The 23,163-nt window shown below is 42.1% G+C and carries 21 protein-coding genes; 5 read left to right on the top strand and 16 right to left on the bottom strand.

Translation table 11 applies throughout. The features are described 5' to 3' along the window. From JMX91_RS12105 to JMX91_RS12095, 3 genes are all read right to left on the bottom strand, one after another. The coding region (locus JMX91_RS12105; RefSeq protein ID WP_227679409.1) for an ESPR-type extended signal peptide-containing protein at nt 1-2,336 on the bottom strand (2,336 nt) is incomplete at its 3' end. A gap of 630 nt (nt 2,337-2,966) precedes the next feature. Beyond that, entirely contained in the window at nt 2,967-3,881 is a 915-nt protein-coding gene (gene pssA / locus JMX91_RS12100; RefSeq protein ID WP_227679408.1) for a CDP-diacylglycerol--serine O-phosphatidyltransferase, read from the bottom strand. 26 nt (nt 3,882-3,907) lie between these two features. Then, nucleotides 3,908-4,795 carry a 23S rRNA (adenine(2030)-N(6))-methyltransferase RlmJ gene (locus tag JMX91_RS12095; RefSeq protein WP_057758888.1) on the bottom strand — a complete coding sequence of 296 codons (888 nt, stop codon included), beginning with the start codon at nt 4,793-4,795 and terminating at the stop codon, nt 3,908-3,910. Nucleotides 4,796-4,936: 141 nt separating this feature from the next. Here JMX91_RS12095 and JMX91_RS12090 point away from each other — a divergent pair, with 141 nt between their 5' ends. Together JMX91_RS12090 and dapE are read left to right on the top strand one after the other, a co-directional pair. Then, entirely contained in the window at nt 4,937-5,692 is a 756-nt protein-coding gene (locus tag JMX91_RS12090; RefSeq protein WP_201549345.1) for a 2OG-Fe(II) oxygenase, read from the top strand. A gap of 62 nt (nt 5,693-5,754) precedes the next feature. Beyond that, a complete protein-coding gene (dapE, locus tag JMX91_RS12085; protein WP_201549344.1) occupies nt 5,755-6,972 on the top strand; it encodes a succinyl-diaminopimelate desuccinylase in 1,218 nt (405 codons plus the stop codon). A 142-nt stretch (nt 6,973-7,114) separates the two neighbouring features. Here dapE and JMX91_RS12080 read toward each other — a convergent pair whose 3' ends face one another. The 6 genes from JMX91_RS12080 to JMX91_RS12055 all read right to left on the bottom strand — a co-directional run bounded on the left by JMX91_RS12080 (nt 7,115) and on the right by JMX91_RS12055 (nt 11,902). After that, nucleotides 7,115-7,618 (bottom strand): GyrI-like domain-containing protein, encoded by a 504-nt coding sequence (locus JMX91_RS12080; protein ID WP_201549343.1) that lies wholly within the window; start codon nt 7,616-7,618, stop codon nt 7,115-7,117. A 65-nt stretch (nt 7,619-7,683) separates the two neighbouring features. Beyond that, nucleotides 7,684-7,893 (bottom strand): Fe-S cluster assembly protein IscX, encoded by a 210-nt coding sequence (gene iscX / locus JMX91_RS12075; RefSeq protein ID WP_021812734.1) that lies wholly within the window; start codon nt 7,891-7,893, stop codon nt 7,684-7,686. 175 nt (nt 7,894-8,068) lie between these two features. Continuing rightward, the gene (locus JMX91_RS12070; protein WP_201549342.1) at nt 8,069-8,605 is read right to left on the bottom strand and encodes an acyl-CoA thioesterase; all 537 of its coding nucleotides are present in this window, start codon (nt 8,603-8,605) and stop codon (nt 8,069-8,071) included. 279 nt (nt 8,606-8,884) lie between these two features. Then, the gene (locus tag JMX91_RS12065) at nt 8,885-10,267 is read right to left on the bottom strand and encodes an NAD(P)(+) transhydrogenase (Re/Si-specific) subunit beta (protein ID WP_201549352.1); all 1,383 of its coding nucleotides are present in this window, start codon (nt 10,265-10,267) and stop codon (nt 8,885-8,887) included. Between the two features lie 14 nt (nt 10,268-10,281). After that, complete coding sequence (locus JMX91_RS12060; protein WP_201549350.1) at nt 10,282-10,620, bottom strand: proton-translocating transhydrogenase family protein; 339 nt, start codon at nt 10,618-10,620, stop codon at nt 10,282-10,284. A gap of 115 nt (nt 10,621-10,735) precedes the next feature. Beyond that, on the bottom strand, nt 10,736-11,902 hold the full coding sequence (locus JMX91_RS12055; RefSeq protein ID WP_201549341.1) for an NAD(P) transhydrogenase subunit alpha: 1,167 nt from the start codon (nt 11,900-11,902) through the stop codon (nt 10,736-10,738). 497 nt (nt 11,903-12,399) lie between these two features. On the opposite strand from JMX91_RS12055, the gene yaaA reads away from it, so the two are divergent. Continuing rightward, nucleotides 12,400-13,212, top strand: coding sequence for a peroxide stress protein YaaA (yaaA, locus tag JMX91_RS12050; protein WP_201549340.1), 813 nt, complete (start codon nt 12,400-12,402; stop codon nt 13,210-13,212). Between the two features lie 94 nt (nt 13,213-13,306). Here yaaA and JMX91_RS12045 read toward each other — a convergent pair whose 3' ends face one another. The 4 genes from JMX91_RS12045 to JMX91_RS12030 all read right to left on the bottom strand — a co-directional run bounded on the left by JMX91_RS12045 (nt 13,307) and on the right by JMX91_RS12030 (nt 18,218). Further along, nucleotides 13,307-14,920: a hypothetical protein gene (locus JMX91_RS12045; RefSeq protein ID WP_201549339.1), complete on the bottom strand. Its 1,614-nt coding sequence runs from the start codon at nt 14,918-14,920 to the stop codon at nt 13,307-13,309. A 490-nt stretch (nt 14,921-15,410) separates the two neighbouring features. Beyond that, nucleotides 15,411-16,037: a glutathione S-transferase family protein gene (locus JMX91_RS12040; protein ID WP_227679412.1), complete on the bottom strand. Its 627-nt coding sequence runs from the start codon at nt 16,035-16,037 to the stop codon at nt 15,411-15,413. A 66-nt stretch (nt 16,038-16,103) separates the two neighbouring features. After that, nucleotides 16,104-17,282, bottom strand: coding sequence for an aromatic amino acid transaminase (locus JMX91_RS12035; RefSeq protein ID WP_201549337.1), 1,179 nt, complete (start codon nt 17,280-17,282; stop codon nt 16,104-16,106). Nucleotides 17,283-17,300: 18 nt separating this feature from the next. Then, nucleotides 17,301-18,218 carry a DMT family transporter gene (locus JMX91_RS12030; protein ID WP_227679404.1) on the bottom strand — a complete coding sequence of 306 codons (918 nt, stop codon included), beginning with the start codon at nt 18,216-18,218 and terminating at the stop codon, nt 17,301-17,303. Nucleotides 18,219-18,365: 147 nt separating this feature from the next. Here JMX91_RS12030 and JMX91_RS12025 point away from each other — a divergent pair, with 147 nt between their 5' ends. Further along, nucleotides 18,366-18,821: an Lrp/AsnC family transcriptional regulator gene (locus tag JMX91_RS12025; protein ID WP_201549336.1), complete on the top strand. Its 456-nt coding sequence runs from the start codon at nt 18,366-18,368 to the stop codon at nt 18,819-18,821. Between the two features lie 241 nt (nt 18,822-19,062). On the opposite strand, the gene JMX91_RS12020 is transcribed toward JMX91_RS12025, so the two are convergent. The 3 genes from JMX91_RS12020 to groES all read right to left on the bottom strand — a co-directional run bounded on the left by JMX91_RS12020 (nt 19,063) and on the right by groES (nt 21,903). Continuing rightward, nucleotides 19,063-19,440: a hypothetical protein gene (locus JMX91_RS12020; RefSeq protein WP_201549335.1), complete on the bottom strand. Its 378-nt coding sequence runs from the start codon at nt 19,438-19,440 to the stop codon at nt 19,063-19,065. 399 nt (nt 19,441-19,839) lie between these two features. After that, on the bottom strand, nt 19,840-21,489 hold the full coding sequence (gene groL, locus JMX91_RS12015; RefSeq protein WP_201549334.1) for a chaperonin GroEL: 1,650 nt from the start codon (nt 21,487-21,489) through the stop codon (nt 19,840-19,842). Between the two features lie 123 nt (nt 21,490-21,612). Further along, entirely contained in the window at nt 21,613-21,903 is a 291-nt protein-coding gene (groES, locus tag JMX91_RS12010; protein WP_057758860.1) for a co-chaperone GroES, read from the bottom strand. 477 nt (nt 21,904-22,380) lie between these two features. Between groES and JMX91_RS12005 the strand changes: the two genes are divergently transcribed. Further along, nucleotides 22,381-23,160 carry a DUF3108 domain-containing protein gene (locus tag JMX91_RS12005; RefSeq protein WP_201549333.1) on the top strand — a complete coding sequence of 260 codons (780 nt, stop codon included), beginning with the start codon at nt 22,381-22,383 and terminating at the stop codon, nt 23,158-23,160. The last annotated feature ends 3 nt before the right edge of the window (nt 23,161-23,163 follow it).

The following is a 23,163-nucleotide window of genomic DNA, read 5'->3' as shown; positions in this document are numbered from 1 at the left end:
CCGTCAGATCCTGCTGGACCTTGCGGACCGATTGGACCCTGTAAACCATCAACACCATCTTTACCGTTAGTGCCATCAGTACCATTTAAACCGTCAACACCGTTTTGACCCGCTGGTCCTTGTTCACCCTGAGGACCTTGCGCGCCATCTTGACCATTGATACCGTCAGATCCTGCTGGACCTTGCGGACCGATTGGACCCTGTAAACCATCAACACCATCTTTACCGTTAGTGCCATCAGTACCATTTAAACCGTCAACACCGTTTTGACCCGCTGGTCCTTGTTCACCCTGAGGACCTTGCGCGCCATCTTGACCATTGATACCGTCAGATCCTGCTGGACCTTGTGGACCAATTGCTCCTGTATCGCCTTTAGGCCCAGGTGTCAGCTCAATCGTATTTATCTGTGTTTGCAAATCTGTCAACTTGCCATCAACTGCAGCAAATGCAGCACCCACGTTATTGTAGTTCGCATTGCTTATTTTATATGTGGGTGCTTGGAATACACCTGTATTACTGAACTGTGCACCCCCACCTAAAGCGGTTGCTACATTACTGAAGTAAGACAGACCTGTTGTCTCTAATCTTTTTAACTGAGCAATATTCACTGCATCCGTATCGGATGTACCGGCTGCTACGCCCGTAATTTGGCGAGTTTTCCAGTTATTAGAATTGTTATCTCTAGTATCACCAACGCTAACGGCGCCAAGAGTAGATTGCCATGTCGGACTAGTATCACCATTAGCTGAATAACCCACTACGCCAGCACCAACGGTAGTGACACTTTTACTCCCTAAAGCGATGCTATCACGCTTATCAGCCACTGCATCAGTACCAAGCGCTACTGTTCTAATTCCACTTGCCGTAGCACCAATACCTAACGCCTCATAGTCTGTCGGTGCAAATTCATAGATTGCCCCACCAGAGCTATCTGCTTTAAACCTACGGCCATTAGCGTCTGTCTCAACCGGCGTGGTCGCAGCCGTAAACTCCGCTTGCACAGTAGCATCCTTTATGGCGGCCACTGCAAATGTACTACCACTACCGAGTGCAGTAGCGCCATTAGCAGTGGCTCTACTATAACCACCTAATGCTGAGCTGGCATAGCCTGATGCTATATTGCTGTAACCTACTGCCGAGCTATTATTGCCTGTGGATTGGTTAAGGAAACCTGATGCTGAGCTATTAACACCTGTCGCAAAGTTGGCACGACCTATTGCTGAGCTATCATTTCCTAAAGCTCTGTTTCCCGTACCCAACGCTGAGGTATTATTAGATGAAGATTGGTTAGAAACACCTATCGCTGTGCTAGCAATACCAGAAGCTGTGTTACTACGACCTAACGCTGAACTACCCTCCCCAAAGGCATTATTACTAGCACCTACTGCTGAACTATCGTTACTTGATGCAGTATTACCATACCCCACTGCTGAGCTACGTTCTCCCGAAGCAGTATTATTAGAACCTAGCGCTGAACTACGCAACTTAGAAGCTACGTTTAGACTACCGACTGCGGTACTACGCTCCTCAGCGGTTGAGTTGTCGCTACCTATTGCCAAGCTACGAACTCCGGAGGCTGTATTTTCGTTACCTATTGCGGAGCTGGCTTGACCAATTGCCTTATTACTAAAACCTACAGCCGTACCAACATAGCCTTCAACCTGATTAAGGCGACCTGCTGCCAATCCAAAACCTTCTGTTATTCTATTTTCGTTACCAAATGCTGAGCTTCTAAAACCTACAACATAATTTTCTGAACCTATAGCTGAACTGGAATTCCCTAATGCTCTATTGTAAGCACCTATCGCTGAGCTACTTTCACCAGAGGCAGTATTAGTGTTGCCTACCGCTGAGCTATATAGACTTGATGCTTCATTTCTATGGCCTATTGCTGAGCTAAAAGGACCTGAAGCAACATTGTCATAACCTATTGCTGTTGCATTAGTATTCAAAGCTCTATTTTGGAAACCTACTGCTGAGCTAGAAGGAGCTGAAGCAACATTGACATAACCTATTGCTGTTGAATTGGAATTCAAAGCTTGGTTTTGAAATCCACAAGCTATAGATGTATTTTGTGGGGCGGTACTGCCATTTGTTCCACTGGATTGCGTTATACACACTTCCGCTTGGCTACTCATTGCCGTCAATCCTAGCACGCCAGCAATAGCAACCCCTATAGCACTCCGGCGTAGTGAGTTGCCTAGTTTCGCAGCTGGCACTGTGCCCACTTGACATGATCTATTATTAGACTTTCCACCCGACTTGCTGATTTCACTAACGGCGGTATAGCAACCCGTAGAACGATTAAAAACAACGCGGTAAACATGGTTTAACATGAGAGTATCCTGTATATATAAAGTCGCTATTAAGGCAACTATATGATGGCTATATAAATAGACTGATAGTTAAGCTATCGCTATTAGACATAGACGTTAGTGTTGATAAATAGTTAAACAAGGAAGCTATTGGTTGAGTGTTTCTATGAACAGCCTGTCCACTAGAAAATTAAAATATTATTCTTAAAGTTTTGAGAGCTAAAACTCTCATCTCTAGAAATATTTCTGTGTAATTTTTGATATAAAAGGGAACATTACAGATACATAATGAAATATTATATGTTAATTGTAAAGTTCTTGTTTTGAATTTGTAACTTATAAATATATTCTTTAAAGAATATATTATGAGGTTGGAACAGAAAATACTGGCTAATATCTGTGTTTGACGAGTATTGGTTTGATGGAGTTATCTATTACATGTAAATGAGATTATTCATTAACCTATGTATGACAGTATGCAAGTCATTAAGAGAATAATGGTTTTTCATAAGACACAAAAAAGCCGCTTATCAATAGATAAGCGGCTCTTGTAAGATATACTTAGAGTTAGTTCAGTATTAACTAACTTAAATGGTTAAAATTTGAAAATCACTCATAGCAATCTAAAATAGCATATGGAAGACATTAAATTTAGTGTTTAAAATTTGCTTTTATCGTAGTCACGATACCTGATAGTGCATAGATAATACCAATAGCTAAGATACCAACAGGAATATCATAGAGCACGATGCTCATGACTAGCACCCCAATGATAAGCACTACAAAAGGTACTTTCTTTTTATCAAACTCTTTAAAGCTATAGTATTTGACATTGCTGACCATCAGTAGACCGCAAGTCACGACCCAAGCTGCAAACAGTAGCATGACGGCTGTATCGTATTGACCAATCCACTCGTTATGATCGACTGCAACCATCACCGCCGAAGTAACCAAAATCGCAGCGAGCGGACTCGCCAAACCAACAAAGTACTTTTTATCGACAATGCCAACCTGAACATTAAAGCGTGCAAGGCGAAAAGCAGCACAAGCAGTAAAAATAAACGCACAGCCAATGCCGATACGACCCAATGGCTCTAAAGCAAAGCTATAAATCAAAATAGCAGGGGCAACACCAAACGCTAGCATGTCTGCTAAAGAGTCGTATTGCTCACCAAATGGACTTTGCGCATTGAGCATACGTGCGACACGTCCATCTGCGCCATCAAGAATAGCGGATAAAAAGATAGCCAAAGCCGCCTTATAGAACTCGCCTTGGGTGCTCGCTAAAATCGAGTAAAAGCCTGATAGTAGCGATAAGGTGGTGATCAAATTGGGTGCCAAATAGACACCGCGACTTACCACTCGCTTACCTTCGGCGACTTCAGCTTCAATCACCTCAAATGTCAAACCATCATAGCTGTCGTTATCCGCTAGACGAATATTAAATTCGTGCTCATCAATAAACGGTGGCTGAGTCGCTGAATTATCTTGCAGCAAGCCGTCATTTAGCGATGAATTGTTCAAAGGTGCATTATTCGGCTGGCCGATAGGTGGCTGAGTCGTCATCTTGATATCCTTATTGGCCGTTATTGCTATTCACCGACGAGCCAGCGCACATTGGTCGCACTATCAGGCGTCAAGTTTGGCGCGTCTTCTACTTTTAATACTGGCTGTAAGAAACGTAATATCTCACGCGCATGATTATCAAACTGCCATGGCGGATTGATAACCAGTAGACCTGTACCGTTCAGACCAACCGCAACATCATTAGGATAAATGTTTAGCTCACAAACCAGCTGACGTCTCATTTCAGTACGTTTGAGCTTTTTATAGAAGAGCTCTACGGCTTCGATGTTTTTGATTGGGAACCAAAGCGCATAAGTTCCTTGTGGCCATTTGTTATAAGCCGCGACTAATAAATCGATCAGGCGCGTAAAATCTTTGTGCTCTTGCTCATAAGGGGGATCAAGGAAAATCAAACCGCGCTTTTCTTTTGGTGGAATAACAGCGGTAATACCTTCAAAAGCATCACGATGCTGGATACCAATTGGCAACTTATGTAGCTGATAGTTCAACGCATCGTATTCAGTCGCTTTGGCTTCAAAAGCTTCAGCACGTACGCCAGCATCAGGCTTTTTAGCTGCGGTTTTTTCGACATGATGGGCCACCCACCATGGCGAACCAGGATAGACTTTATTGTCGTAAGTGAATTTGGCTTGCTTGATGCCTTCCATATAATCTTTGACAGCAGCTGGGGCTTTTTCGGTATCTGCTTTTAGAAAAGCTTGAATACCGCCTTTGGCCTCACCTGTTTTGCGCGCTTCTTCACTGCTTAGTGAATACAGTCCACGACCGCCATAAGCATCAAGCACATAAAAAGGTTTGTTTTTCTGCCCCAGTTGATTAAGCAGTTGTACCAATAAAATGTGTTTAACCACATCAGCAAAGTTACCAGCGTGGTAGGCGTGTTTATAGTTCATAATCTCAAAAGTTTAAATAAGAAAAATTGCATCTATGGTAGCATAGGCAGAGTAAAAGATAATGTGGTTTTAGTAAGTGCTTTCAATAAAAACGCATTGAATGACGGTATATTGACAGCTGATTGATAATAATGAGATGAAATGACGCAGATTATTAGCAACCTTAACAAGACAGCGTTGGTCGTTGATCATCCGATAGGTCAGGATAATCCACCATTACTGCTGCCAGATACTCATAATGATAGCCAAGAAATTCCTACTCAGCACGTATTGCAGTTGTCTGACTTTGCGGTTAACTGGGAAGATAAGCTGACGGATAAACAGCTTGATACATTCGTCAGTGATGGTTGGCTCATCATTGATGACGTATTCAATAGTACAGCATTGCTAGCGCTACAAGCAGAAAGCGGTTTTATTGACTATCGTGATGCAGAGCTGACCGCGGGTGTCCGTATCAGTGATATTCGCGGTGATAGAATACGCTGGATTACTGAAGACTTTTTTGCAGGCTATTACTATCTACAAAGCATCAATGCTTTGGCCTCGCTATTCAATCGTAGTTTATTTGCTGGTATTCGCCATAGCGAAGCGCATTATGCGTGCTATCCGACTGGTTTTGGCTATCAATGGCACAGTGACAACCCTGCTGGACGTGATGAGCGGGTGATCTCGGCGGTTTTTTATCTTAATGATAATTGGGAAACAACTGACGGCGGTGCGCTAGAAGTCGTCGATAAGCATGGCACGCACCATGAAGTGATGCCAGTTACCAATAGACTGATTATTTTTGATAGCGATTTACGTCATCAAGTACAAACTGCGCATCGCCAACGCTACTCTATCGCTACTTGGATGCGCCGTGATGGTCTTGTACCTTTTGTCGAAGTAGCCGTTTAGCATTTATCCTCTACTATTCATTTATATTTACCATTTCAATTTATTATATAAAAGGCTTATCCATGTCTGACTCTCATAACCAATCAAGCGCGTCTCAACAAACAACTCATCAGCAAGAAACCTTAGATTTAAGTATTGCACTGTTAGAGCGCCCTTCAGTGACGCCCGATGACGATGGTTGCCAAGATATGTTGTCAGCACGGTTAGAACAAGCAGGCTTTGATTGCGAGTTTATGTATTTTGGTGATAGAAAACAAAGCGGTGAACATGCCGAAGTCAAAAACTTGTGGGCACGCCGCGGTACTAGCGATCCAGTGATTTGTTTTGCTGGTCATACTGATGTCGTACCAACAGGTGACGAAAAAAACTGGACATACCCTCCGTTTACTCCAACTATCGCTGATGGTTATCTATGGGCACGCGGTGCCGCCGATATGAAAACGGGTATTGCAGCTTTTACTGTTGCAGCCGAACGTTTCGTCGCCAATCATCCTGAACACAATGGCTCTATTGCTTTTTTAATTACTTCAGATGAAGAAGGCCCGTCAATTAATGGTACGGTCAAAGTAATCGAGACCTTGGAAGCTCGCCAAGAAAAAATCACCTACTGTCTCGTTGGCGAGCCTTCAAGTACCGATACGTTAGGCGATATCATCAAAAACGGTCGTCGTGGCTCACTAGGTGCAGAGCTTACCGTTACAGGCAAACAAGGCCATGTCGCCTATCCACATCTGGCATCTAATCCGATTCATGCGGCGATGTCTGCCCTTGCTGAACTGACGTCTACCGCATGGGACAATGGCAATGACTACTTCCCAGCCACATCATTACAAATATCAAATATCAACGGTGGCACTGGCGCAACCAATGTCATTCCTGAAACGCTAAACGTTGTCTTTAACTTCCGTTTCTCAACTGAGACTACTGAAGACGAGCTAAAATCAAAAACGCATGCTATCTTTGATAAGCACTTTGCCAACAGTAAAGCAAGCTACGATATTCATTGGAAATTATCTGGTCAGCCGTTTTTGACCCCTGAAGGAAAACTGGTCTCGGCATGTCAAAATGCCATCAAAAAAGTGACCGATGTCGATACCACCCTATCGACTTCTGGTGGTACTTCCGATGGACGCTTTATCGCGCCAACTGGTGCCCAAGTGGTCGAGCTTGGCGTACGTAATGCGACGATACATCAAGTAGATGAAAAAGTAGAAGTTGATGACCTAGGAAAGCTTGCTCAGATTTATGAAGGGATATTGGAAAATCTACTGTTGGATTGATTTCAAGATTAATCGCACTTGTCTAATTTATGACATCTGGCCAAAGAAAAAGCGCTACCTGATTTAGGTTAGCGCTTTTTTTGTCATTATTTTTGTCGATAATGGATCGAGCAGCTTAAGTTACTTAAGCCAATTACTAACTTTACTCGATACCAATATAGACATCAACTTGACCGTATTCTAAGTTACCACCGATATAATGCTCAAAGTCTACATTGAACGTTCGGGTATGCTCACAATCCGGCGTATTAAAATATTCCCAAGCACTTTCCCATGCATTCATCACAGTGTTAGGCATGTAACCTTCTTCAGAAAACACCAAGTACTTTCCTGCAGGAATATTAACCGTCACTACATTATTAGCATTGGCCACATTGTCGCTTTCTGACTGAGCATCTTGCTCGCTGGCTACTTTCCAACTGGCCACAACGTCAAACGCTCCTGCCAGATCATCACTTTCGTAGTTGTGATAGACACCATAAATATCTTCACCTTCAGGAAGTTCACCCGCGTGATTTTGATAAAACTTCTGCCATAATCTACCAAGCTTGGCAGTGTCATGGCTTATCTCAGCGTTATTAGTGGTACGAACGCTGATACCGCGACAAGCGATCGCTTCTGGTAGCTCTTTAATTTGTGAGGTCATGATGCGGCCTTTTCTATCTGTTTATTTAGTTTTCTATTTATAGTAATGCTGACAGATCAAATCGATTAATCTGCTTCATCAATCCAATTCATTTGAATGGCTTCTAGGATGCCTTCATTTGATTTTTGTGGATCATCATCAAAGCCTTCAAGCTCAGTTACCCATCGATGCAAATCAGTAAAACGAATATACTGCGGATCTGTTTCTGGAAACTTCTCGTAAAGCTCAATCGCGATATCTAAGCTGTCTGTCCATTTTAATTTTTGTGGGGTCATAACGGTACCTTTTTTTAGTCGTTTTGAGAATCATCATTTTAAAAACGATGCTATCGTCCTAATACTGACGACTTGATGGGCTCTATCCTACCAAAATTCAGCAAATGATTATAGCCAAGTTATTTTACGATGTTGTTTTTCAATACTGGGTTTCAATACTGTTTTGCGATATGGCTTAGGCTGATTTAGTCGACTTTACCGCGACTTGGTGCTCATTCCATGTGTTAATCGTATCTGTCAATTGCTCGCCCATCATGTCTAATACTTCTGGTGTGCGCATACCTTTGCTATCTGTAAAAACAAACTTGGTCATACCAACGCCCATCAGCTGGTTTTTGACAAAAAACCGATGCTCAAAATACACATACTTATGATCCCATCCTGCGACTGCACTGCTAAGCGTCATTTTATCCAAAAATTTAATTTGCTTAAGATAAATCATCTCCTGCATGGCAATCACCCAATTCAGCGATTTAATGCCTTTTTCGTGACAACACGCCTTTACCCAACGTGTCACGTTTAGCTCAATAAATGATAGATAACGATAATTGGGCAAATGATCGCGAAATCCCATATCGTGGGGCAAAATTCGATAATGACGTACAGTCGGTGCAGTCAATGTCTCTAGACTGATAGTCTCACTCGTCGATTGATGCTTGAGCTGTTGCTTAAGTAAGCTAACCATAATAAAAAAACGCAGTAGCATGTTCATAAATTTTTCTCTTATTTCATCGTATTTATAATTGGTGATTGTCTATCGTTAAAGCTGTTCAGATGGGTTAAAAGGTTAATCAGGTGCAAATCGTATACTGAGTACATAAGGCACAGTTAATACTGTGATCATTAAAAACTGACCGTAATTGGAAATAACCTCAATCTATAGTCGGCTTATAAATGCCGCCCACTTTAACGCAAAAAAAGCCACCTCAGTGACTTTCTTTATCTAAAAACTTATATGCAAATAATAATGGTTAAAAACATAGCTTAGAGATTAATGACCGCCGCCATTGATAGTACGTACCATCTCTTCTACCATTTTTTTAGCATCGCCAAAGATCATCATCGTTTTGTCCATGTAGAACAAGCTGTTATCCAAACCTGCATAACCAGTACTCATTGAACGCTTGATGACCATGACCGTCTGGGCTTTGCTGACTTCTAGAATCGGCATACCGAAGATTGGAGAAGTAGGATCATCTTTCGCAGATGGGTTTACAACGTCATTTGCACCGATAACCAAGACCACATCTGTACTCGCAAAGTCTGAGTTAATCTCGTCCATTTCTAAAATATCATCATAAGGTACATCAGCTTCAGCCAATAGTACGTTCATGTGACCTGGCATACGACCCGCAACTGGATGAATGGCAAAGCGTACGTTAACACCTTCTTCTTTTAATAGTTCATATAGCTCTTTTACCGCATTTTGTGCACGGCCTTGTGCCATACCATAACCTGGTACGATGACCACACTGCTAGCATTAGACATCAGGAACCCTGCATCTTCTGCTGAGCCAGCTTTGTAGTTCTTCGGTGCCCCATCGTCGTCGCCTGCTGCCACAGCTGACGTGCCCATGCCACCAAACAAGACATTAAGTAGTGAGCGGTTCATGGCTTTACACATGATGTAAGACAAGATCGCACCTGATGAACCGACCAGAGAACCTGCGATAATCAGCATCGAGTTGCCAAGGGTGAAACCAATACCTGCTGCTGCCCAACCTGAGAATGAGTTCAATAGCGATACAACTACTGGCATATCACCGCCGCCAATTGGGGCAATCCACATCCAACCAAAGATAACGGCAATCACTGCCATCGCATAGAATGCTGGTAGTGAGTCAGTGACGAAATACACCCCACCGAACCCAATCATCGCAATAAATAGTAGCGCTTGAACCGGTTTTACCCAGCCACCAACCAATGTTTTCGCCCAGCTTTTCGCTGCCAATTTACCAAAGGCAAAGACCGAGGCTGAGAATGTAATTGCACCGATGAAGCAACCGATAAATAGCTCTATGCGAGCAACGGCGCCATGCTGTTGTTCAGTGTGTAATACCGTTGCAAGTGCAATTGCAACCGCTGCTAAACCGACGAATGAATGCATCAAAGCAACCGTTTCTGGCATCTGGGTCATTGCGACTGTTTTCGCTTTCCACATACCAACGAGGGCACCCAACACCATCGCACCGATAATTAACCACAGTACAGGGCCTTCTGCTAAAAAGAAGGTTGTCACGACGGCAATCGCCATCGCTGCCATACCAAAACGGTTACCGCGAATCGCTGTCTTTGGGCTAGACAAACCACGCAAAGTTAAAATAAAGAGGATAGCGCCGACTAGGTAGAACCAATCTGCATTTGCCGCAATCATTGTTGAGAAATCATTCACGCGTCACCTCCAATATCAGTGGTTGCGACTGGCGCTTTTTTCACTTTCGGTTTAAACATCGCAAGCATACGCTCGGTCACGGCAAAGCCACCAAAAATATTGATACTGGCTAAAAATACCGCGAAGGCACCAAGCAAACTGGTTGGTGTAAACATTGAACCATCAATCGTGACGGTCTGTAGCATCGCACCCACGATGACGATACTTGATAAAGCGTTGGTTACCGCCATTAATGGCGTGTGCAAGGCAGGCGTAACACCCCAAACCACATAGTATCCGACAAAAATAGCGAGCACAAATACAGTGAAAATCGCTACAAATGGTGTGCTACTCATGGCCGCACCGGCTGGCGCTGCAGCTAAAATAGTGGCAATCATCTAATCCTCCTAAAAATTTATTCATTACTGGCAAATGTGTAGTGACAAAGTATGTGGTAATAGACTGTTCAAACTAGCGTTTGACCAGTCGTACCTGACTGTCATGTGTCACTGCCAGTGCGCCCTGAATCTCGTCTTCCATGTCTAAGTTAAGTGCCAAGCTGGCTGATGCATCACTTGCTGAAGTGTCATCGCCAGCAGGTGCAATCAATGTCGTAATAAAGTTAACAAGGTTATTGGCATACAAATCTGAAGACTGTGCGGCTAGCATAGATGGGATATTGGCGGCACCAACGATACGTACGCCATTGTCTGTAGTAATGGTTTCGTTAGGCACGCTGCCTTCGACATTACCACCGGTACCAGCAGCCATATCGATCAGTACAGAACCTGCCTTCATTTTGGCAAGCGTTGCGCCATGTACCAGACGCGGAGCGTTACGACCAGGAATCTGCGCCGTGGTAATAACAATGTCAGCATTACTGAGCGCTTTATCTACGACAGCCGCTTGATCTTTGACATATTGCTCTGATGGTGTCCATGCATAACCACCGGTAGACTTGGCTGTTTCAGCCTCCTCTGCGCTCATCGGCACGTCAAGCCATTTACCACCGAGTGATTCTACTTGCTCGCGAGCGGTCGGACGTAGGTCACTGGCTTCTACCACTGCACCCAAACGCTTGGCTGTCGCAATCGCTTGTAGACCTGCAACACCAACACCTAGGATAACGACTTTGGCGGGCTTAACAGTACCGGCTGAGGTCATAAACATCGGGAAAGGACGCGAATACTCATTTGCCGCTAACAATACGGCTTTATAACCAGCAAGGTTGGCTTGTGACGACAATACGTCCATATTCTGTGCACGTGACAGTGTACGAGGCAATAACTCCATCGCAAAGACTGTCGCGCCTTTGGCTGCATAAGTATCTAGCTGAGTGTTGCGATATGGGTCGAGCATGCCAATGACGATCTGACCAGACGATAAGCTTTCAGTGGCTTCCGCTGGTAGGTCATTGACGGTGGTAATAATCTTGGACTGGGTAATCACCTCGGTGCGACTACTGGCAATGTCGGCACCCGCAGCCTGATACAACTCATCAGCATAGTATGCTGCTTGGCCTGCACCTGACTGAATGACGACTTCAAACCCAAGTTTGCGCAATTTTTTGACTGCGTCTGGGGTTATGGCTACACGGCTCTCGCTCGTGATATCTGCACTGATTACACCGATTTTCATACCGTCTCCTTACTTACGTCCAATGACTATATTTACGTCTCACGACTACCTTTAATACCCTCAACACACATCTAAAAAGCACAGGGGACAAAACCCTCTGATCATGATTAATCCATTACAGCGATCAAAGGTTATCAATTTAATAAATGATAGCTACTTTACCATCATGCCTTTTTATTATAGAGATATCGTTCGTCAAGTTTCATTGTCTAATGATGACCCACAAGTAAAATAAAAATTTAGGCATTTACACCATTGGTATACTTTTTGTTGGTATATTAAAGCCTTTTATTTTTCCGAAAAACGCTTAACCCTTATAGATACAGGCTTAACTCCATTTATTTCCTAATTCTAAATCCGTTCTTTTATTAAACAAATAACGTCAATAAACATAAAATAAGCAAGGTTGAGTAAAGTTACATCCATGCATACCGTATAATAAGAATACTTGACACTCGAAAAAACCCGTCATCGATTCATTATAATAAGGAATAACCATGTATTTTTTGCTCTCCCCTGCAAAATCCCTGAACGAAACAGATGCTATACCACTAAATTTAGGTAACTATTATAGTCAACCCGAGCTAATTGAGCGCTCACAAGAATTGATGAAAGTACTGAAGTCAAAAGAGCCTGTTGACCTACAAGAATTAATGAGCATATCTGATGATTTGGCTCAGCTTAATGCCACGCGCAATCAACAATGGCATTGGAGTGAAGAGCAACCATTTACCAACGATGACTCTGATAATGCCACCAAACCTGCAGGCTATTTGTTCGATGGTGATGTCTATACTGGACTTGATATGTATCATATGGACAAAGATACCGCTACTTATATCAATGAGCACTTAGGCATTTTGTCTGGACTGTATGGAGTACTAAAGCCGCTTGATCTTATCCAGCCATATCGCTTAGAGATGGGTACCAAGCTAAAAAATGAGCGCGGTGACAATCTTTATGAGTTTTGGGGTGAGGAAGTCACTAACGTTATCAATGCGCGTATGGCTGATAGCGATGACAAAACATTGGTTAATTTAGCTTCCAATGAATACTTTAAGGCGGTAAAGAAAAAAGCACTGAAGGCAGATATCATTACGCCACGATTTGAAGACGAGAAAAATGGTCAATACAAAGTAATTAGCTTTTATGCTAAAAAAGCCCGTGGTCTAATGGTGAAATATGCAGCAGATAACAAGCTGACCAATGCTGAGCAGCTAAAGCAGTTTGACTTGGCAGGATATTACTATTGTGAAGACGCGTCTGATAATAAGACTTGGACGTTTAGACGAGATGCGGCGGATCAGTAGTTTGATATAATATGAGTTAAAATTATAAAAAACCCATCATAAGCCGAAACTTATCATGGGTTTTTTATTCTCCAACCACTAAATATTTTAGTACCTATACTCTAAAGCGCAACTTATCCCTTGATACATCCAGTACTACTGTTTCATTATAAACATTATAGGTATGGAGACGATCAATATCAGTCTCCCAATCAGGTTCAATATAACGTACAAAGGTTTCTTTATAAGAGGTCGGTGTCAACTCCTCTACTAGGTATAAAGCCACCCTACGCCCATATCTAAGAGTGCCATCCTGAGCAGTACGAAAGAGCTGACCGTTTTTTTGGAATAATGCGCCTGCTAGTCGCGATCCACGCACATCAATTTTTAGAGGCGCCGAGGGATGAATGGTCCAATTATCTGCTTGCAGCTTGTCAGCCGTATAAATATATAACTCTAAATCCATAGTAAATGCTGAAACTGAACCATGCGTTGTAAAAAGATACCATAATCCATTATGCTCAATCACGGCGCTATCTACTGCCTGAACGTCTGAAACTAACTCATGAACTTTTTCCCACTTACACGGAAAATCTGTCGCTTTTAATAAGCTAATACAACTGGTTTTTGCAGCCTCTGGAATCATATAGACAGCATCTTCATACTCGAATACATTGGGAAAGCTTAAGTGCGTGCTAATACCCAAATCAGCTTGTCCTGAACCAATAACTTGATGGCTTTCATTCAGTTCTATCCACTCTATTCGACCAATATTCTCTTTATAGTTCAAGCTTTCAAAAAATATGTAACGTCTTGAGTCGTGTTCAATATAAAAAGGATCGGCCCAAAAACATCCCTTTTCAGGCGGTATTTCTGTATATGTATGTATTGGTTGATCAGTAGAACCAATAAAAATACTCCAGTTGTTTAGATACAGACTCTTATAAAATCTTTTTATCATGTAGTTTTTGAGAAAATTCTGTAAATGTCGTATGGCCGTTAACTGTGGAGGCGTTTTATAAAGTGTGCGATCGTTAATTAAATTGATAGAATCTCCACTCTCGACGCCAATTTTATTTTTACGGAAGTACCAATACAGTATTGATGCTGCAACCCCTTTTAACTTATCCTCCGTCAAATTATAGTCCCAGTAAAACAAACTGCCATAACCTCTACCTACCACTTTGTGTACATCATGGTCCTTACTCAATAGTTGCAGCGTCACGACGCTATTTTCCCATTGCTCAGCAAATTGCCAATACAATGCAGGCCCGCCTCGCTGTATTCTTTCATCACCATAATGAAGTAAGAGAATACCATGCTTCGTAACGCCTAGCGCTTTCCCTATTAAGGTTTGAAAATCCATACTCAGTAGGTAATCTAAATCTGTTGCCTTTAGTCTCTTAATCACTGAGTCTTCAATTTCATCATTGGATTTATCCTGTCTTGGTATTGATGTAACGATAGGCATTTTGCCATTGGGAACTAAATCATGAATAGAATAACGTTTGGTAGTCTTTTCAGCGTGAGAAAGAATAGAAAACAACTTTTGATTGATAGACGGTATAATCTTAGATATATGAGAGGGATTAGCTTGGTGTTCTGCACTTCGTTGGATAGCAATACAGACCTCAACTATACCTTCATCTACTAGAGACTTTAATGGCATAAATTTGTGCCATGCTAATGTTTCATCTTCTACAAAGATTCCAAGCCTAATTTTTTTCATCGTGATCACATTAAATGGCACACGATATTTTGCGAATTCTGACCCGCAACACGTGTCCAAACTCCTTTTAATTGAATTGTCACTCCATTATATATTCAAATAATAACATATATAGTAGTACATGTTAAAAGAAACTCACCATAAATTAGACACAAAAAAGCCCTGCTATCTTTCGATAATAGAATTTCTAATAGCCAAATAGACTTTATGACAAAATCATACTTTTAGCGAAACACGATTCATCGAGAAAGGTGAGAAAATGGTCAATATCAAGTGAAGTGCTGAACAGCTAAAGCATTTTGATTTGGCAGGATATTATTACTGTAAAGACGCGCCTGATGACAAGACATGGACATTTAGAAGAGATGCGGCGCTTCAGTAGCTTCATATAAAACTACATTTACTATAATCGCTAGAAGTCACTAGAAGCATTGCATTCAGTGCTTCTAACTCACTCATTAGATATCCTTTAGTTGAACATATGAACAGATTACAACAACCCTTCTTGTGCCATCATTTCTTGTACCGAGGCACGGTTTAGCATGGCTTGATAGTGTGCATTTAGGTGTGTCCAATCCTGTGCTCGACTCGCATATCGCTGACTCCAGTGAGCAATCATAAATAAATGAAAATCAGCCCCACTTAATTTATCGCCCAATAACCATGGACCATGACTCGCCAATACCTTTTCAACAATATCCCAGCAGTGGGTTAGCACATCATTCGCTTTATCTTTCACTTGCTGCAAATTGTGCTCGCCGCTAATGTACTGCTCGGGATGTGCCCAGCGATTAGCGGCTTCTTGTAGTGTAGAAGACATCCAAAACAAATACTGGTAATAGACACCGCGTCTTGGGCATCCTATATCAGGTGCTAGCCTAGACTTAGGATGCTGATCTAGTACATACATTAAAATTGCCGCAGACTCATAAATAACCTGCCCCTGATGCACTAGCGTAGGTACTTTACCGTTTGGGTTGACGGCTAGATATTCAGCTGATTTTTGCATGTTCTTAGACAGATCTATTTCTATCATCTCATAAGACACGCCTAGTTCTTCAAAGACAGCATGGGTAGCCATGTTAGCGCCACCCTTATCCCAATATAAAGTATAAATAGTCGTGTCCTTTTTGCTGTGCGATTAATGGATAAAACCATTGCACTGAGCTACAAAAATTAATCTTTAACGTGAAATAATCGACATGATAGCGTCAGCCAGTTGAGGGATTTCCGTCATTTTCAAACCGGCAATATTGATTCTACCATTTGGCATGCCATAGATAGCGAACTCATCTTGCAACATGAGCATTTGATTTTCTGTTAGCGGTAATAAAGAGAACATGCCTTTTTGATGTGAGATGTCCGAAAACTCTGCAGGTGCACTCCTATCTTTTAATGCTACGCCTAACGCTTGGCGAATAGCATCTACCCTATCACGGTAGCTTGCCAGCTCGACTAGCCAAGCATCTGGGCTGTCTAGCAAATAAGAAGCCACTGCGGCACCGTGATTAGGCGGCATAGAGTAGTTGGCTCGTGTAATGGTTTCTAAAAGTGTCTGTATATCTGCGTGACGCTCATGGTTCGTCGTCATCACCGTGGCAATACCAGTGCGCTCATTATATAGACCCATATTTTTTGAACAGCTGGCGGCGATAAATGCAAAGTCAGCGTCTTCAATCATTAAACGAAGTCCTGCAGCATCGGTATCAGGATCATCTCCAAAGCCTTGATATGCCATATCAATAAACGGCACAATATTTTTCTGTTTACACTTATCAGAAAACAATTGCCACTGCTCTAAAGAAGGGTCTATACCGGTAGGATTGTGGCAGCACGCATGTAATAACAACACGTCTCCTTCTTTTGCTTTTTCTAACGCAGCAAAACACGCATCAATATCTAACTGGCCATTTTTATTTTGCCATGGATAAGTATTAACCGTTAACCCAGCACCTTCCATCAGCGGACGATGATTGATATAGCCTGGGTCACTGATCCAAACGGTTGAATCTGGAGAGAGCGTGGCGATAAAGTCAGCAATGAGTCGTAGCGCCCCTGATGCCCCAACCGTCTGAATCGTGCACTGGTCTTTTAGACTTAGACTGTCACCCAGTACAAACTTTGCCATTTGCTGGTTAAAACTAGCGTTACCCGATAACATACCATAAGCCTTCGAATGAGCTTCATGAGCAAGATGTATCTCTGCATCTTGCACTGTTTTCATTACAGGCGTATTGCCATGCTCGTCTCGGTAAACACCAACCAATAGATCTATTTTATGTTTACGTTGGTCAGCACGAAACCTACCTAACAATGCCCACAGTGGATCACCATTGATGATAGGCATATTGTTTAACATCATGATACTTCCTTAATTAGTTTATTGCGCTCGATTGGACAAAATGACGCCAATGGTACTGAGTACGATGCCGCATATCATGATAACTGATAGAGACTCATTAAGTATCAGCGTGGCTAGTATAGCGGTTAATCCTGGGGATAAAGAGCCAAGTAATAAGGTACGAATGGAGCCCAATTGTTTTACTGCATAAGAAAACGCAATGGTTGATACTACCCCTACACCAAGTCCTTGTACTAGGATAAACGGAAGCGCTTCATCAAAAGATACAGAACCTATATTGGTCTCTACGATACCAGACAGAACCATCATCAATGTCAGAAAGAATGAGGTATAAGAGAGCACGATAGCGATAGCAATTGGACTCAACTTGGTGCTTTTTAACCCTAAGGTATAACCCGCCCAAATCAGGCTTGCCATCAATAATAACCACACACCGTACAGAAGACTATTAGGTATTGACTGTGTACGCCCGCCAATCATAGTAGCGATACCAAAGAGAATAAGGATTAATGCGGCAAATTTTCTTAATGATATTCGCTGACGATAAAAAATAAAAGACAATATTGCGGCAAAGAAGACTGGCGTACCTGTCAAAATAGTACCAACGTAAGCTGCTGGCACTGTACTTGCGCCAAAAGCAGCTAACAGAAGAAAAGGCACGCCACCAAGTAAAACGAACATGATATCTGGCAGTCTTATACTTTTGACTTCATGCCAACTAGAGAGTACCCAAGGAGTCAACAAGACCAGCGGCACGCTAAAGCGAATAAGCATGACATCCGCAATAGTTAGCGACGATGCACCAACCGCTCGTACAGTCAACGCAAATCCTGACCAAATCAATAATACAACGCTCATCGCCACATAGCCTTTGGTTAGTGGCGACATTACAAACAAAGGATTTTTGCGCGATGAGGGATGGAATATCGTATTCATAGTCGTGTCTTATGCAGCTATACAAAGACCAATTATCGATTAAAATACGCGCTTTTATCTCTATTTATTCATTGCAATTTTGCAAATATTTGGTGGATAATGCTAACTAAATCAAAATTATTGGCTTAAAAATCCAAAAGGTAAATTATGGATAAAATTGATCGCCATATCTTGGAAGTACTCCAAAAAGAAGCGCGCTTATCTACGGCGGAACTGTCCGAACGCGTAGGGCTATCACCTTCTCCCTGTGCGCGACGCCTCAAACGTTTGGAGGACGAAGGTTATATAGAGAACTATCAAGCGAACATCAATAAAGCCAAAGCGGGCATTATGATGAGTTTCTTTGTGGAGGTCAGTCTCAACAGCCACCAAGAAGAATCTATCGCAGCTTTCGAACGCGCTCTGTCCAATATGGACGAGGTCATTAACGGACATGTGGTATCGGGTTCTTATGATTATTTATTGGAAGTGGTTAGCCCCAATCTCGATGGTTATGAGCGCTTCACACGTAAGTTAAATAAACTTGCTAGCGTAAAAGACATACATACTCATTTATCAGTGAGAAAGGTAATTAAGAAAACGACTCTACCTATTTTTGTGTGAGATTCTTTTATACCGTCTAGCAGCACAATGTCTCACTTAATCATTATTGAGTAGCAAGACCAAAGAAGTGTCTGAAAGTACGATATGAACGTTGAGACGAGATATGACAGATCAATAGAGGATTTAATGAGCATCAACTATAAAGCCCTAATATGAAAATATTATTAGGGCTTTATTTTAGAGGCGTAAGTAAGTCGTTCATAGTAGATAGCTTATTAACAATAGATTTGTATTTACTGTATTACAGGGAAATCTCAACTTCTATCTTGATGGGTCGTTTTAAATGGATAGTGACTTTTATATTAATAGAAGCCGCTTCTGGTGGCTCATTGTCTAAAGCGCCGTCAACGATATGAGCGATTTTCATTGCTTCTACCTCTTTAAGCTCAAAGCCATTTGCTTTGGCACCTCTCATAACTTTTTCATAAATCTCTTTTTCGCTTGTGTAGCGCTCTTTATTGTTAAATACTAACTGCATGGTCATTGGTCGCTCAGCTTGAGACAAACTGATTGCTTTTTGAGAGGTTTGCACACTATTTTGAAATTTATACTCTGCTGAACTGGGCGCAGAAAACAGCGCTAATGCGGTTAATGCCGTCAGCGTGGTTAAGATTTTCATAGTTATATTCCTTTTGATTTGAATGATGACACATTATAAAAGGCGTATAGCGAATATATTCGCTACTATGACTATATACGAATAACTCATCAATAGGAAATCTTACTCAATATTGCTATCGCTACGACTGGTCAATGATAATGCAAGTGTCTCAGCGTTTTTGGCCTAACATAAGCTAAATATCATCCATATTCTTGTATCCCCCATAAAAAAAGCCCTGCTATCTTTTGATAACAGAGCTTTTAATAGTCAAATAGACTGTATGACGAAATTATACTTTTAGCGAAAAGCGATTTATGGGTTGACTGAAGCAGTACGACTAGGCAACCGAGTAAGGATTGTACTTATAGTACATCGAACGAGGTTAACAACATCGTACAAATTCAGTCGAGGCATAAATTACATCATGCCGCCCATTCCACCCATACCGCCCATTCCACCAGCGCCGCCCATCGCAGCCATACCATCATCACCTTGTGGCAAATCAGTAATCATCGCTTCTGTGGTCAGCATGAGACCAGCAACAGACGCTGCATTCTCTAGTGCTGAACGAGATACTTTCGCTGGATCAAGGATACCCATCTCAAGCATATCACCGTATTCACCAGAGGCAGCATTGTAGCCGTAGTTACCAGTGCCATTTTTTACTGCATTTACGACAACTGATGCTTCTTCGCCAGCGTTGGTGACGATTTGACGTAATGGTGCTTCCATCGCACGGCGTAGGATATTGACACCAGCATCTTGGTCATCGTTGTCGCCTTTTAGCTCAGATAGTGCATTCATCGCACGAACTAACGCAACACCACCGCCAGGTACAACGCCTTCTTCAACCGCTGCACGAGTTGCATGTAGCGCATCGTCAACACGGTCTTTCTTCTCTTTCATTTCTGTTTCAGTCGCTGCGCCAACTTTGATTACTGCTACGCCGCCTGCTAGTTTCGCAACGCGTTCTTGTAGCTTTTCTTTGTCATAGTCAGAAGTAGATTCAGCGATCTGACGATTAATAGACTCAACACGGTTTTCGATGTCAGCTTTGTTACCAGCGCCATCAACGATAACCGTGTTTTCTTTACCGACAGTGACTTTCTTAGCAGTACCAAGTTGCTCTAGAGTAGCAGTCTCTAAGCTTAGGCCAATCTCTTCAGAGATCACAGTACCGCCCGTTAGCGTTGCGATGTCTTCTAACATTGCTTTACGACGATCGCCGAAACCTGGTGCTTTAACGGCACAAGTTTTCAAGCCGCCACGCATGTTGTTTACAACTAGTGTCGCTAGTGCTTCGTTTTCTACATCTTCAGCGATGATTAGCAACGGCTTACTCTGCTGCATTACTTGCTCAAGTAATGGCACGATTTCACGGATGTTGCTGATTTTTTTGTCAACTAGCAAGATATATGGGTTTTCAAATTCAGCAGTTAGGCTGTCTTGCTTGTTGGCAAAGTATGGGCTGATATAACCACGGTCAAACTGCATACCTTCTACAACTTCTAGGGTATCTTCGAAGCTTGAACCTTCTTCAACAGTGATAACACCTTGCTTACCTACTTTTTCCATCGCTTGTGAGATCAGCTCACCGATTTTGGTGTCTGAGTTTGCAGAGATAGAACCAACTTGAGCGATTGCTTTGTGATCGTCAGCTGGCGTTGATAGTTTATGGATTTCTTTAACCGCTTCACGTACGGCTTTATCGATACCGCGCTTAAGATCCATTGGGTTCATGCCAGCAGCAACTGACTTCATGCCTTCTTGTAGGATTGACTGAGCCAATACCGTCGCAGTTGTTGTACCATCACCAGCGACATCGTTAGTGCGACTAGCCACTTCACGTACCAGCTGTGCACCCATGTTTTCGAATTTGTTTTCTAGCTCGATTTCTTTGGCAACGGATACACCATCTTTAGTGATGGTAGGTGCGCCAAATGATTTGTCGATAACAACGTTACGACCTTTAGGACCTAATGTTACACGTACTGCATTTGCTAGAACGTTTACGCCGTCCATCATTTGTTTACGGGCATCAATGCCGAATTTTACGTCTTTTGCCATGTTAAATTACTCCACTATTATAAGTATGAGAATACAATTGATTGATTTGATAGTTGTTTATCAAAAGCGATTATTAGAAACTGCTATCAAAATGTGCTGAGTATAAAATAATACTCAAAAGGATTAACCTTCTAGCACACCCAATACATCAGACTCTTTCATAATCAATAGTTCTTCACCGTCAACCTTTACGGTTTGACCAGCATATTGACCGAACAAAACTTTGTCGCCAGCTTTTACATCTAACGCACGAGTTTCACCGTTGTCACGAACTTGACCATTACCAACTGCAAGCACTTCACCTTGTGAAGGTTTCTCTTGTGCTGAACCAGGAAGCAAGATACCACCAGCAGTCTTTGTTTCTTCTTCTATGCGGCGGACGACAATACGGTCATGTAAAGGACGAATGTTCATCGATATGACTCCAAAAGTTGGTTAATAAAATTAAGGGTTTATTTGAATTAATGGTCTCAATACCAGTATCTATAGGGAACACTGCCAAAAACAACGCTTTATAGATAAGCCTTGAGCTTGTAACAAAAAGTGGGGGCAAGGTGAGTTCGGTTCAAGTGTAAAGCCCAAAAATTTACAAGATTATTTTGCAAAAATTGATCAATCAACATCTCATATCGATGCCTTACGTTTAATAGAGTCGATATGCTAGTTAGACAAAGGACAAAAAGTAGCAATATTTAAAAATATTAGCGAGCTGAATTTATATTTTGACCAATGCTAAATTAGCTATAGAAACATTTGCTACAAGCTCTACACGAAGCGGTATGACACCACGCTTGAAAATGTAACAGCGTATGACCATTATAGGTCTGGTAAACATAATAAGAACGAACGAAAAAATTGCTATATCAGCAATAAATTAATGAAGGGGTATCTATGAGTTTTTCATCAATGCACAAGAAGTCATCAAGCGGCAATATTGATAATGCTAATAACGCAAAACGCAGTCCATCTAAATTTTTATCTGCCTTGGTGACAGGCATCAGTATCTCTACCGTTGGAGCTTTGAGTATGACCGCACCTACCCTAGCTAGCGCAAAAACCGTCCAACCATCAACTGCCGATTATAGTTTTACCGTTGAGGACAAATACAAAGGCACAGCAACTCGTATGCTAAGCAAGTCTGGTAATACGTGGAAATATAACGTTAAGGCTCGCGTCGCTGGTGTGGCTAGCGCCTCGCAAAACAGCACTTTTACGATTAATGGCAACAACGTCAGTCCTACGCAGGCAAGCACCACGTACAAACTACTTGGCATGGGTCGCACGCATAAACTAGACTTTAACCCAAGCAGCAAAAAAGTCACCAGTAATTATAAGGGCAAGTCGACGACTATGAACATGTCGCAACAAGCCTTTGATGATTTGAGCCTTGAGGTACAGATTCGCCAAGATTTATTAAACGGTAAGTTCTCTGGTAATTATTACATGGCGAAAAAAGACAAAATTGAGAAGACGCCATTTAAAAAATCAGGCAGCACTAAGATTACCGTACCAGCGGGTACGTTTGATACGGTACGTGTTGACCGCGTCCACGATGACGATAGCCGCTCTACCAGTTTTTGGTTAGCCCCAAGCTTGGACTATATGCCAGTTAAAGTTAGTCAAATTAACGATGGTAAGAAAATGGATTTGGAATTAACTAAGATTAACTAAGAT

The organism is Psychrobacter sp. Pi2-1 (genome assembly GCF_904846645.1).
Lineage (GTDB): Bacteria > Pseudomonadota > Gammaproteobacteria > Pseudomonadales > Moraxellaceae > Psychrobacter.
The sequence above is the reverse complement of the archived record's forward strand: the minus strand, read 5'-3'. Positions and strand labels throughout refer to the sequence as shown.